This is a genomic window from Psychroserpens luteus, assembly GCF_015319355.1.
In the GTDB taxonomy this organism is placed as follows: domain Bacteria; phylum Bacteroidota; class Bacteroidia; order Flavobacteriales; family Flavobacteriaceae; genus Psychroserpens; species Psychroserpens luteus.
In genome coordinates this window covers 407867-420025 of record NZ_JADILU010000005.1, presented here as the reverse complement: position 1 = coordinate 420025, position 12159 = coordinate 407867, and the positions used below count along the sequence as shown (strand labels likewise).

Below are 12159 nucleotides of genomic sequence, written 5' to 3'. Positions count from 1 at the left end.
AAAACATTGTAAATTTGAAATGAAATCTCTTACCAAATGAGCAAACTCTATATTGTACCAACACCTATCGGAAATTTAAAAGACATGACTTTTCGTGCTGTTGAAGTTTTAAAGGACGTCGATTTAATTTTAGCTGAAGATACGCGAACCTCTGGAAAACTATTAAAACATTATGAGATTGGTACACAAATGCAAAGCCATCACATGCATAATGAGCATAAAATGGTTGATAATTTGATTCAGAAATTAAAAAGTGGAATTACAATTGCGCTCATCAGTGATGCAGGAACACCAGCTATTTCAGATCCTGGATTTTTATTGACTAGAGCATGCGTAGAAAATGATATTGAAGTAGATTGTTTACCTGGAGCAACTGCTTTTGTTCCAGCATTAGTAAACTCTGGATTGCCAAATGATAAATTTGTATTTGAAGGATTTCTACCTGTAAAAAAAGGACGACAAACGAGATTGTTATTACTTGCGGAAGAAACCCGAACCATCATTTTTTATGAAAGTCCGCATAAACTCATAAAAACACTCACTCATTTTTGTGAATATTTTGGAGAACAGCGTCCTGTTTCAGTATCTCGAGAACTCACAAAACTCTACGAAGAAACTGTGAGAGGAACTGCAAAAGAAGTTTTAGAACATTACACGAATAAACCACCAAAAGGCGAGATTGTGATTATTGTTGGAGGAAAGCCTTCAAAGGGTAATTAATTATTGTCATTCAGAACGAAGTGAAGAATCTCTTTCCTTTTATGAAAGATTCTTCAGTCGTTTCCTCCTTCTGAATGACAAAACACACTTTAGTAATGGAAAAACTATTACACGATATACGACAATGCAAAATCTGCGAAGCGCATTTACCACTTGGTCCACGTCCAATAGTTACAGCACATCAAGATTCTAAAATTGTAATTGTTGGTCAAGCTCCAGGAATAAAAGTTCATGAATCAGGAATCCCTTGGGATGATGCAAGTGGTAAACAACTACGTAAATGGTTAAATGTCACAGATGAGGATTTTTATGACGAAACCAAATTCGCTATAATACCAATGGGATTTTGCTATCCAGGAAAAGGAAAAAGTGGTGATTTACCACCCAGAAAAGAATGTGCTCCACAATGGCACCAACCTTTATTTGACCATATGGAAAATGTGGAATTGGTTATTTTAATTGGGATGTATGCTCAAAAATATTACTTGCAAGAACTAGCCAAACGTACATTGACGGAAACAGTTGCTAACTATAAAGAGTATTTGCCTAAATATTTTACGTTGCCACATCCTAGTCCGAGAAATCGGTTTTGGTTGACAAAGAATCCTTGGTTTGAGGAGGAAGTTTTGGGTGAGTTGAAAAAGGAAGTGAATAAAATCATCTGAGGTTTTATTAATGTCATTCAGAGAGAAGCGAAGAATCTTTATTTTCATAATAACCTATACCTTCAATTTTCGAGCGATCTAAATTTGCTATTATTTCTAATCGTTTTGTTTTATGATTTTCTATAATATTCCTTCTAATTGTTATTCCTAATTGGATTAAAAAATGAGCAATAAAATAAAATATAACTATCTGCCAAAATTCCATAATAAATATTTTTGCTATTCTAAGACCAACTCATACTTTCTAACGTGATATGGTTTGATATAAAGATTGTTTATTGTTTTAAAGAGCAAACATAATTGAAGAATTCTAATTAGAAAATGACATTTTAAATAATTGACAGTCAATTACTTAATTTTAAACTGTGTTTATTTTACTTCAAATTTTAACATTTTACTGCGATTTTAAAGGACACGATTGTACTAATTCTTTTCTATGTTAGTATCAACAAGGGTTGAGAGAGATTTTTATGCTTTAATTAATGTAATAAGTCATACTAGATTTGTCATTTTAACCAAAAAACCTCCAATTTCCGAAGCATCGAAAAAAAAGAGGTTTCATTATAATATTTACGTGATACTATTATTTAGTATTCAAAAATTTATTTCCCTTTTTAAGCTTGTGCTCTTCAAAAGAATTCACTAATCCATATCCTAAAAACGCAATGGCAACAAATTTCCAAATAATTCCTTGAAATAAAAGTTGAGGATCAATTGTGTACAGAAAGGTATAATATGCTAAAAGAAGAATTAATGCCAAAGAGATAAAAACCAATGGTTTTCTAGGTGAAAGAAAACCGAAGACAACAAATAATAAGCCTAAAATGATATAAAACATATAATCGGCCATTTCAAAGTCTCTATAGATAGCTAAAAAACCATTAAAAATCTGAAATCCACCTATAATATAAAGAATGAGTCTTACTTTATTTTGAGACTCTTTAGCGTTTCCAATTTTAGATTTATTTGCAATTTGTTTACCAATAAAAATAGATTTTTCTTTCTCAGTTCCAGATGTTGGAAATCCACAGTTAGAACAATCAAATTCTATTTTTGAAATCAATTCTTTACAGTTAGGACAATTAGAATCTTGCATATTTTAATATTTAGACCCATCATGCTTCCCAACCTCAAAACCATGCTTCCCTAAATATTGGTTTCCACTTTCAACAGCACCTTCCTCAATGTCTGTTCCCATAGAATCATTCCAGCGGTTGAGGTAACCAAATAAAGAAATAACACCAAGCATTTCTACAATTTCACCTTCATCCCAATGTTCATATAAACGTTTTTTGATATCTGCATCAACTCCGTTTGGTACTTGAGAAGCTGCCAAACTAAAATCTAGCGCAGCACGCTCAGCATCAGAAAACGCACTGTGTGTTCTGTACTCCCAAATATTATCTAATTGTTCTTGCTCAGCACCATAACGTTCTGCAGCACGAATTGCGTGTGCTTGGCAATAACGACAACCTGTTGAGTTACTAGAAACCCAAGCAATCATACGTTTTAAAGCAGATGTTACTCGACCTTCATTTGCCATAACCGCTTTGTTGAGGTTGATAAAAGCTTTTGAAATTGCAGGACGACGTTGCATCGTTAATACTGAGTTTGGACAAAAGCCAAGAGTCTCATTAAAAAATTCTGCTAATTTTTTTGTTTCTGGATCGTGTTCTGCAGATAAAGGAGTAACTAATGCCATAGTTTTGTTTTTTTTAGTGGTATTTTTGAGTTAACAATAAACGAAAAATTCTTTAGATATGTCTCATAAAGTAGTCACTCATTGGAAAGGAAACTTACAGTTTGAATCTGATAATCCTAGCGGAAGACTCCTCACCATAGATACCTCACAAGAAAATGGAGGTCACAATTCAGGATTTACTCCAAAAGCATTAATGTTGTCATCTTTGGCTGGTTGTTCTGGTCTTGATGTGGTGTCTATTCTTAAAAAAATGAAAGTACCGTTTTCCGATTTTAGAATTGATACTTTTGGAGAATTGACCGACGAGCATCCTAAATATTATCATACTGTTTCTGTTGAATATCATTTCTACGGAAATGAGCTAGACGAGAACAAAATTGAAAAAGCAGTTAATCTGTCTATAGAAACGTACTGTGGTGTGATGGAAATGTTCCGAAGATTTGCTGATGTAAAAACATCTATTCACTATCATAATTCCTAAAATAGGTCTGGTTGAGAGCAATTGAGGTCTCAAAAATTGGTAAGGTTTATTAATTTTTATCTAAACGAAACTTAAACACTATGAAACAATTATTAATTCTTACAACTTTTGTGTTTTTCAGTTCGTTTACATCACCATTATTAGCGCAAGAGGATCCTTTTATTAAGGACTTTTTAGAACGATTAGAAAATTCTCGAAAGTATTTAATTCTCGTAGCTGAAACAATGCCTGAAGATAAATACGACTTTAAAGCTTCTCCAGAATCATTGACTTTTGCTGAAAACTTAATGCATATAGGATATGCAGTAGATTGGCATAGTCAGTCTTTATTAGGCGCAAGAGCATCTAGAGATTGGGAAACCGATACCATATTTAAAGTTGCTAATAAATCTAAAAAGGAGATGATTGCTACGATTAATGAAACATTTGATTCTACTATAGATTTAATTAAGCAATTTGACACAAAACAACTTGGCGATGAGTTAGACTATTTTGGTTTAAACAGAACAAAACGACAAATTTTCTTATTGCTCGCAGATCATATAACGCATCACAGAGGACAAATGTTAGTTTATATGAGACTAAACGGACTCGTTCCACCTAGATATGTATTGTTTCAATAGTTAGAAACACTTTAGAAAATTTTAAAAACTATGCGTTGGACATTAAAGCCAAAACCAGATTCTAAAACCGTTGAAGACTTACAAAAAGCACTTCAAGTAGATCAATCTGTAGCAACCTTACTCGTTCAAAGAGGCATTGAGACCTACGAAGAAGCTAAACGTTTTTTTAGGCCTAGTTTTGAGGAGTTGCATGACCCATTTCTTATGAAAGACATGGATAAAGCTGTCGCTAGAATTGAAGCTGCATTAAGTAACAATGAAAATATTTTGGTGTTTGGAGACTATGATGTAGATGGAACAACGTCTGTTGCTTTGATGTCTTCATATTTAAAAACCAAATCAGATAGTATTGCCACATACATTCCAGATCGTTATGATGAAGGTTACGGGATTTCTTATAAAGGGATTGACTTTGCTCAGGACAATGACTTTTCATTAATTATCGCATTAGATTGTGGTGTAAAAGCTATTGATAAAATAAATTATGCTTCGGAAAAAGGTATCGACTTCATCATCTGTGATCACCATAGACCAGGTCCTGAATTGCCAAAAGCAGTTGCAGTTTTAGATCCAAAACGAGACGATTGTGAGTATCCGTTTAAAGAATTGTGTGGTTGTGGCGTAGGATTTAAATTGATTCAAGCTTTAGCATCAAAAGATGGAAAAACAATTGAAGATCTAGGAGAATATTTAGATTTGATAGCTACTGCAATTGGAGCAGATATTGTTCCTATTGTTGGAGAAAATCGTGCTTTGGCTTATTTTGGTTTGCAAATAATCAATACGCAACCAAGACCAGGAATTAAAGCCATTATTGAGCAAGTCAAAAAAGATGTACTCACAATTACCGATGTTGTTTTTATTGTTGCACCAAGAATAAATGCTGCAGGTCGTATGAAACATGGTAATTACGCAGTGACTTTATTGACAGAAACTAACGAAGAATTAGCAAAAGAATACGCACAAGAAATCAACGAATTTAATCTTGATAGACGAGAAACAGACCAACGAATAACTCAAGAAGCACTTGTTCAAATTGAAGAAAATAAAGAAGAAGATCGATTAACAACCGTTGTGTATCATGAAACTTGGCATAAAGGTGTCATTGGGATTGTAGCTTCTAGATTAATTGAAACACATTACAGACCAACATTAGTTTTTACAAAAAGTGGCAGTAAATTAGCAGCATCTGCACGATCAATAAAAGGTTTTGACGTTTATAATGCTTTAGAAGCTTGTGCAGAACATATTGAGCAATTTGGCGGACATAAATATGCAGCTGGATTAACACTTGATCCTGAAAACTATGAAGCTTTTAAGCAAGCCTTTGAGGATGAGGTCACCAAAACTATTGATAGAAGTTTACTTACTCCAGAAATTAGAATTGATTCTCAAATCAAATTAAAAGATATTACACCTAAATTTTATCGTATTATTAGTCAGTTTGCACCTTTCGGGCCAGGAAATATGACGCCAATTTTTATGACTGAAAATTTAAAAGATACAGGTTATGGAAAATGCGTTGGTGAGGATGATAAACATTTGCGATTAACTGCAACTCAAGGTAAAGATAAAATAGTCTGTATTGGATTCAATTTAGGTAATAAATGCGATTTAATAACACATAATAAACCTTTTGATGCTGTGTATTCAATTGATGAAAACCATTGGCAAGGGAATGTGAGTTTGCAATTAAAATTGAGAGATATTAAAGCCTAATGTATGTCTAAAAAAGATCCATACGCAGCATTACGTTATAGAGAATTCAATATGTTTTTATTGGTGCGTTTTGCACTAATTTTTGGTTGGTCTATGCAATTTATTGTGATAGAGTGGCAGGTTTATGCATTAACAAAAGATCCTTTGAGTTTAGGTCTAATTGGGCTTTGTGAATTTGCACCAGCATTTGTTATGGCTTTATTTGCAGGTCACATTGTAGATCAGCGAGAAAAACGAAACCTTTTAGCAGTATGTATCGCTGCTTTTTCATTAATAAGTTTTGGACTGTTTTGGTTGACTTCTCAAACTATTATTGAGTCTTGGTCAAAAAATAGTATCCTATATTCGATTTATGCTTTGGTGTTTTTTGGTGGATTTCTAAGAGCCTTTTTTGGACCTACTATTTTTTCTTTAGTCGCACTTATTGTTCCGAAGAAAATATATCCTAACGCAGCAACTTGGAATAGTTCTACTTGGCAAATGGCTCGGGTTTTAGGTGTTGCCTTTGCGGGTTTTTCATTTAGCTGGATTGGTGTTCACTGGTCTTTATGTGTTGTTTTTGGATTAGTGTTATTTTCATTTGTTATGATATTTCAAATTCCTAGAAAGCCAATACTTAATCCAAAAATTGGTGAGAATATTTTGTCTAGCTTATCAGAAGGCTTATCATTTGTTTTTAATACTAAAGCCATATTAGGTGCTATTACCTTAGATATGGTTTCTGTTTTATTTGGAGGAGCTATAGCTTTAGCTGCAGTTTTTGCACAAGATATTTTAAAAGTAGGCCCAAGAGGCTTTGGGATTTTAGTTGCAGCACCTTCTGTTGGAGCATTTTTGACGATGTTGGTGACAGCATACATCCCAATTAGTAAAAATGCAGGGATGAAATTACTCGTTGCCATTTTTGGTTTTGGAGTTTGCATTATCGTATTTGGGTTGTCGTCTATTTTCTGGGTTTCTGTCATTGCATTGTTTTTTAGTGGAGTCACAGATGGTGTATCAATGGTAATTAGACAAACGATTTTACAAATAAAGACACCAGATCATATGCGTGGTCGTGTGTCATCTGTGAACTCTATGTTTGTAGGATCTTCTAATGAATTGGGTGCGCTGGAAAGTGGACTCACAGCTAAATATATGGGAACAGTGACTGCTGTTGTTTTTGGAGGTACAATGACTTTGATTACTGTAGTCGTTACAGGTTTGGTTTCTCCTTCGTTTAGAAAATTAGATTTAAGAAAGGATATTGAGGAGCATGAGAAGGAAGAAGGTTAATTACTTATAAGTTTTCAACTCAAAATCCTTACCATCAAAAACACCATACGTAAAATAAGTGATCCAATCACCTAGGTTTACATATTTAGAATTTTGACCTAAATCCAAGTCCATAGGTAAATGACGATGACCATACAAGAAGAAATCACGATGTTGTTCTTGCAATTGTGATTTACTATATTGGATAAGCCACTCATTATCTTCTCCTAGATATTTTGCATCATCATCTCCAGAAATGAGTTTATTTTTTACAGATAAATATTGAGCTACTCTCATACCTATATCTGGATGCACCCATTTGAATAGAAACTTAAATACAGGGTTTGTAAACACTTTTTTCATGCGTTTGTAACCTTTATCATAAGGTCCTAATCCGTCGCCATGTGCAATGTAAAATGTTTTATCGTTGAAAGTAAATTCTTTAGGCTTATGAAATACAGGAATATTGAGTTCTTTTTCAAAATACCCATTCATCCAGAGATCGTGGTTACCAACAAAGAAATAGATTGGAATTCCAGAATCACTTATTTCAGCCAATTTCCCTAAAGTTCTTACAAACCCTTTAGGGACTACAGTACCATATTCAAACCAAAAATCGAATAAATCTCCTAACAGGAAAATAGCTGCAGCATCTTTCTTAACATCATCAAGCCAAGCTACAAATTTCTTTTCACGAGGTCGTGAAGCTTCATTAGTAGGAGCGCCTAAATGATTGTCTGATGAGAAGTAAATTTTCTTTCCCTCAGGAATTCTTATGTTGGTAGGTTTAGTCATTATCTGAAGCAAACCACTGTGCGTAAGAAGTTGCTGTTTCTTGTAATTTTAAAGAATGAAGCTTTATATTATTTGGGAGGCGTTTTTTGATTTTTGAGGCAAAATCAATCACCATCATTTCGCTTGTAGGTTGATAATCTACCAAAAGCACATTATGATCTCTCATTTGAAGTTCTTTTGCTAACTCTACATGTGGTGTGTTCTTATTGAAGACTGTAGCATGATCAAATACATCTACAATTTCTTCTTTCACGATTTTCTTTAAATCAGTAAAGTCAATAACCATCCCAAATTTCACATTGGTGTTATCTGTGATTGGTTTTCCAATAACCGTTACATTCAAACGGTAACTATGACCATGAACATTTTTACACTTTCCGTCGTAACCATATAAAGCATGGCCAGTTTCAAAAGAAAATAGTTTTGTGATGCGAATATTGCTCATTTAATTATGTGTTTTCAGTGCAAAGATATTCATTTTGCGAAAGTAATTGGTTTTTAGATTACATTTGCGCGCTTTTAACGTTGGAAGCTCAAATTTTATAAAAGGAAAGTCATGATTGAAGCTGTGCCTAATCAACTTTTTGAAGAGATTCCTTTTGTTGAAAACCCAGTATATGAGCAGATAATCCAAGATATCGGATTACAAAAATTTAGTATAATTGATGATTTCTTTTCTTCGGAAATCGTCTCACTTTTAAGACAATCTCTCCAAAACAAACATGAGGAAGATCGATTTAAAAAAGCTGCCATTGGCAATCGCGTTAATGAGTTAATCATAAAATCTATTAGAGGCGATCATATTTTATGGATTGATGAAACTAAAACTAATCCTGCAGAAGATTTATTTTTTAGTCAAATAAATGACTTGGTTTCTTATCTAAACAAAACCTGTTTCATGGGAATTTTACATAAAGAATTTCATTATGCATTGTACCCTAAAGGCACCTTTTACAAACGTCATATTGATACATTTCAAAATGATGATAGACGTAAATTATCTTTTGTATGTTATTTAAATACCGAAGATTGGAAACCAGAAAATGGAGGAGAACTCGTTTTATATATTGACGACCATGGTATTGAAACCGAAAAAGTAATTTATCCGTTTCCTGGACGCATTGTTATTTTTGAGAGTCAAATTATTGAGCACGAAGTTAAACCTGTAGAAACCGAACGTTTGAGCATTACGGGTTGGTTAAAAACGAGATAACTATCGTCTCTTGTTACGGTTGTAAAAATAAACGATGACTAAAACTATTCCTAAGATGAGGAAGAGTCCGCTTCCGCTAATAAATGACATGAAATCCATAAGCTTACTTTTTATTTTTAAAATATCTAAACAGAAAAATTGCAATAACAACTAGAATTATGAAAGGTAAATATTTACCAATTGAATAGCCAATAGTATATCCAGAATCATAAGCAGATGAATCTTGAATGAGATTTATTAAAAGCATAACTTAATTTAAGTTGATTATAGATCAAAGTTAAGTCTTTTGTGAAAGTGACAAAAATAGTTGTCTAAATTTTATGATTAACGGAAACCCTCTGGCAATAATCCATACAGTAAGCGCAATAAAAACCGCATATAATTTAAGACCATAACTGTCTAATAAAAATAGTAACGGGATAAATACAAGACCAGTTGAGAGCAAGAGTAAATTTCTAAGAAATTTCATTTTACCCATACCTTTAAACATGCCATCAAAAATAAAAGCAAGAGCACAAAGCGGTTGCATGGCAAGAACAATCCAAAATACGTTATAAAATTCTTCAAGTACTTTTAGGTCTTTTGTGAATATAGGACCAATAAAATTATAAAAGATTAGACCTAAAATAGTCAGTAGAAAACCTACACCAATGCCACATTTAATTAAGAAGTTGCTGAGTTCTACCAGTTTCTTGTAGTTTTTTTCGCCTAGCAATTTTCCGGAGAGAATATTTCCAGCACTTGCATAACCGTCAATAATAAAAGCACCCAAAAACCAAAGGTTAATTGCAATTGTATAAGCTGCAATGTACTCTGTGCCATAAGAGGTCGCAAAACGAGTTGCAAAATAAAGTGTTGCATTTAATGCGAGTGTGCGCACAAAAAGGTTAAGAATCATTAAGCTAAAAGTCTTGATTTCTGGATTTAGCGGAAATGTAACTCGCAAAGAAATATCTGTCTTTTTCAGTAAATAGTAAGCAGAACACAATGCCATTATTATTTGAGCAATCACACTTGCGTAGGCTGCACCTTTAATGTGCATTGGGTTGATAATACCTTCAATTCCATAGACAAAAGCGAAGTCTAAAATAATATTTACAATACTACCAATAATAGCAATAATCATTGGATAATAGGTGTTTTGAAGCCCTCTAAAGGTTCCAAAAATGGCGATTGTAAAGAGTGTAAAAGGAAATCCAAAAACGCGAATATTATAATATTCAACGCTATAATTTAAAATGGTACCAGACGCGTTGTAGAGTTTAAAAATTTCCGAAGAAAAAGGTAAAGTTGTTACAATGATGAGAATACTTATGGATGTGATAATGAAAATAGCTTGAGCAGGAAGGTTTTTAACATGATCCAATTTGTTGGCGCCAACATGTTGAGAAACGATAGATGAAATGGCGCTTCGTGTTTGACCTAAAACCCAAATGAGCATAGAAATAAAGGTGCCCACAATGCCAACAGCAGCTAGAGATTCCGGAGCATTATAATCTACATTACCAATAATTGCAGTGTCAGTTAATGATAAGATAGGTTCTGCAACTCCCGAAATTAATGCAGGAATGGCTAATTTATTAATGTTTTTTAATGAGATGTCTGTTTTCAAAATACGAACTCATAACAGTGAAAAGGATATTCACTTTGTTTTGGGAAATAGATGTTTCCTAATTTTTCATAACCACGACGTTCATAAAATTTCTGGTTTCTATAATTTTGTGAAAATGTATCTAGTCTTACAGAAGCATACTTATTTTGTTTTGCATAATTTTCGGCATAATCCATAAGTTTTTGAGCAAAACCTTGTCCTTGATGTTTCGGATGGATAGCTAAACGATGAATATACATATTATTTTTATTTGATGTGAGCCATTTTATAGGTTTGTATTCATCATCCATAATTGTCGAAATAACAATACAACCAGTAATTTCGTTTTTGATTTCTAAAACATAAAGTTCGTGTCTATCAATATCATTTTCAAATGCTTCACGTTTTGGGTAATGTTCATTCCATTGTAGGATACCTTGACTAATCATGTGGTTTGCACATGCTTTAGTGATTTCTAGAATAGTATCAATATCTATTGGTGTTGCTTTACGTATCATTATTAATAATTACCTTTGCCAAATAGTAACACAAAGTTACTTTTAAATATTTGATTATGAAGTCTATTCTTGTTCCTGTTGGATCCTCTAAAAATGCAGAAAGTCATTTACAATACGCTGTAGATTTTGCACGTACTTTTGGTGCTAAACTTTATGTGGTACAAATTTATAATGTCTATACAAAAGCAGGCACTATGATTAAGGTAGATCATATTTTGGAGCGAGAAAGTTTATCATTTTTGCAAGAACATGTTGCTAAAATAGATACCAAAGGAGTTGAGGTTGTTGTTAAAACTTTTAAAGGAAAATTAGTAGATACCATTGAGTTGGCTTGTGAGGCTTTAGATGTGGATCTTATTTTATTAGAACCAAGAACTAATTCTATTAAAGACGAAGTGTATTTAGGTAAGACTTCAGGAAAGATAATTAAGCAAACCAATATTCCTGCTTTAATTGTACCAGAAGGATATACATATAGACCTATTATTTATATTTTAATGGCGTTAAAATCTGCTCAGATTAAGAAACCTGAAGCGTTACAACCATTAAAAGAAATTAAGAATCAATTTAAATCTATTGTTAATTTATTACTAGTAAAAACAACGTTTTATAACGAAGGTGATTTTACTGTGAATGAAGATTTAGCATCTATGATTACTAAAACGACGTATTCTGAAAATCCAACAACTTTTCAAGGTGTTTTAGAACATCATCAAGCTAATAAACCAGATTTATTGTGTGTTGTGAGACGTAAACGTGGATTCTTCACTAAATTATGGGAAAGCAATACAATTTTAAAGAAAGATTTTCACAGTTCTAGTTTACCAGTATTGGTGTTAAGCGGATTGAAATAATCTGTTTTATAGATTATTCATTTA

Annotated in this window: 14 protein-coding genes; 8 read left to right on the top strand and 6 right to left on the bottom strand. The window is 32.9% G+C overall.

Annotation, left to right across the window (positions count from 1 at the left end):
* The first annotated feature begins 36 nt into the window (after positions 1–36).
* Both rsmI and IM744_RS13860 read left to right on the top strand, forming a co-directional pair.
* Positions 37–720 (top strand): 16S rRNA (cytidine(1402)-2'-O)-methyltransferase, encoded by a 684-nt coding sequence (gene rsmI, locus IM744_RS13865; protein ID WP_194508739.1) that lies wholly within the window; start codon positions 37–39, stop codon positions 718–720.
* A 95-nt stretch (positions 721–815) separates the two neighbouring features.
* Positions 816–1385 (top strand): uracil-DNA glycosylase family protein, encoded by a 570-nt coding sequence (locus tag IM744_RS13860; protein WP_194508738.1) that lies wholly within the window; start codon positions 816–818, stop codon positions 1383–1385.
* A gap of 583 nt (positions 1386–1968) precedes the next feature.
* On the opposite strand, the gene IM744_RS13855 is transcribed toward IM744_RS13860, so the two are convergent.
* The gene (locus tag IM744_RS13855; RefSeq protein ID WP_194508737.1) at positions 1969–2481 is read right to left on the bottom strand and encodes a hypothetical protein; all 513 of its coding nucleotides are present in this window, start codon (positions 2479–2481) and stop codon (positions 1969–1971) included.
* Positions 2482–2484: 3 nt separating this feature from the next.
* Positions 2485–3087 carry a carboxymuconolactone decarboxylase family protein gene (locus IM744_RS13850; protein ID WP_194508736.1) on the bottom strand — a complete coding sequence of 201 codons (603 nt, stop codon included), beginning with the start codon at positions 3085–3087 and terminating at the stop codon, positions 2485–2487.
* A 58-nt stretch (positions 3088–3145) separates the two neighbouring features.
* On the opposite strand from IM744_RS13850, the gene IM744_RS13845 reads away from it, so the two are divergent.
* The 4 genes from IM744_RS13845 (at position 3146) to IM744_RS13830 (ending at position 7185) form a co-directional block, all read left to right on the top strand.
* Positions 3146–3568 (top strand): OsmC family protein, encoded by a 423-nt coding sequence (locus IM744_RS13845; protein ID WP_194508735.1) that lies wholly within the window; start codon positions 3146–3148, stop codon positions 3566–3568.
* 80 nt (positions 3569–3648) lie between these two features.
* Entirely contained in the window at positions 3649–4191 is a 543-nt protein-coding gene (locus tag IM744_RS13840; RefSeq protein WP_194508734.1) for a DinB family protein, read from the top strand.
* 30 nt (positions 4192–4221) lie between these two features.
* The gene (recJ, locus tag IM744_RS13835) at positions 4222–5910 is read left to right on the top strand and encodes a single-stranded-DNA-specific exonuclease RecJ (RefSeq protein WP_194508733.1); all 1689 of its coding nucleotides are present in this window, start codon (positions 4222–4224) and stop codon (positions 5908–5910) included.
* A gap of 3 nt (positions 5911–5913) precedes the next feature.
* Entirely contained in the window at positions 5914–7185 is a 1272-nt protein-coding gene (locus IM744_RS13830; RefSeq protein WP_194508732.1) for an MFS transporter, read from the top strand.
* On the opposite strand, the gene IM744_RS13825 is transcribed toward IM744_RS13830, so the two are convergent.
* Both IM744_RS13825 and IM744_RS13820 read right to left on the bottom strand, forming a co-directional pair.
* Positions 7186–7941: a UDP-2,3-diacylglucosamine diphosphatase gene (locus IM744_RS13825; RefSeq protein WP_194508800.1), complete on the bottom strand. Its 756-nt coding sequence runs from the start codon at positions 7939–7941 to the stop codon at positions 7186–7188. It lies immediately after the preceding gene.
* Between the two features lie 10 nt (positions 7942–7951).
* A complete protein-coding gene (locus tag IM744_RS13820) occupies positions 7952–8404 on the bottom strand; it encodes a 6-pyruvoyl trahydropterin synthase family protein (RefSeq protein WP_194508731.1) in 453 nt (150 codons plus the stop codon).
* A 111-nt stretch (positions 8405–8515) separates the two neighbouring features.
* On the opposite strand from IM744_RS13820, the gene IM744_RS13815 reads away from it, so the two are divergent.
* The gene (locus tag IM744_RS13815) at positions 8516–9172 is read left to right on the top strand and encodes a 2OG-Fe(II) oxygenase (RefSeq protein ID WP_194508730.1); all 657 of its coding nucleotides are present in this window, start codon (positions 8516–8518) and stop codon (positions 9170–9172) included.
* A 277-nt stretch (positions 9173–9449) separates the two neighbouring features.
* Here IM744_RS13815 and IM744_RS13810 read toward each other — a convergent pair whose 3' ends face one another.
* On the bottom strand, positions 9450–10784 hold the full coding sequence (locus IM744_RS13810) for an MATE family efflux transporter (protein WP_194508729.1): 1335 nt from the start codon (positions 10782–10784) through the stop codon (positions 9450–9452).
* Positions 10781–11281, bottom strand: a complete 501-nt coding sequence (locus IM744_RS13805) for a GNAT family N-acetyltransferase (protein WP_194508728.1) — start codon at positions 11279–11281, stop codon at positions 10781–10783. Before IM744_RS13805 ends, IM744_RS13810 begins: the two co-directional genes overlap by 4 nt.
* Before the next feature lie 56 nt (positions 11282–11337).
* Here IM744_RS13805 and IM744_RS13800 point away from each other — a divergent pair, with 56 nt between their 5' ends.
* Complete coding sequence (locus IM744_RS13800; RefSeq protein WP_194508727.1) at positions 11338–12135, top strand: universal stress protein; 798 nt, start codon at positions 11338–11340, stop codon at positions 12133–12135.
* Positions 12136–12159 lie beyond the last annotated feature (24 nt).

What these genes read in the sequence shown, in the direction of transcription:
- rsmI (WP_194508739.1), top strand. Translation starts at nt 37, where the DNA reads ATGAGCAAACTCTATATTGTACCAACACCTATCGGAAATTTAAAAGAC.
- IM744_RS13860 (WP_194508738.1), top strand. Translation starts at nt 816, where the DNA reads ATGGAAAAACTATTACACGATATACGACAATGCAAAATCTGCGAAGCG.
- IM744_RS13855 (WP_194508737.1), bottom strand. Translation starts at nt 2,481, where the DNA reads ATGCAAGATTCTAATTGTCCTAACTGTAAAGAATTGATTTCAAAAATA.
- IM744_RS13850 (WP_194508736.1), bottom strand. Translation starts at nt 3,087, where the DNA reads ATGGCATTAGTTACTCCTTTATCTGCAGAACACGATCCAGAAACAAAA.
- IM744_RS13845 (WP_194508735.1), top strand. Translation starts at nt 3,146, where the DNA reads ATGTCTCATAAAGTAGTCACTCATTGGAAAGGAAACTTACAGTTTGAA.
- IM744_RS13840 (WP_194508734.1), top strand. Translation starts at nt 3,649, where the DNA reads ATGAAACAATTATTAATTCTTACAACTTTTGTGTTTTTCAGTTCGTTT.
- recJ (WP_194508733.1), top strand. Translation starts at nt 4,222, where the DNA reads ATGCGTTGGACATTAAAGCCAAAACCAGATTCTAAAACCGTTGAAGAC.
- IM744_RS13830 (WP_194508732.1), top strand. Translation starts at nt 5,914, where the DNA reads ATGTCTAAAAAAGATCCATACGCAGCATTACGTTATAGAGAATTCAAT.
- IM744_RS13820 (WP_194508731.1), bottom strand. Translation starts at nt 8,404, where the DNA reads ATGAGCAATATTCGCATCACAAAACTATTTTCTTTTGAAACTGGCCAT.
- IM744_RS13815 (WP_194508730.1), top strand. Translation starts at nt 8,516, where the DNA reads ATGATTGAAGCTGTGCCTAATCAACTTTTTGAAGAGATTCCTTTTGTT.
- IM744_RS13805 (WP_194508728.1), bottom strand. Translation starts at nt 11,281, where the DNA reads ATGATACGTAAAGCAACACCAATAGATATTGATACTATTCTAGAAATC.
- IM744_RS13800 (WP_194508727.1), top strand. Translation starts at nt 11,338, where the DNA reads ATGAAGTCTATTCTTGTTCCTGTTGGATCCTCTAAAAATGCAGAAAGT.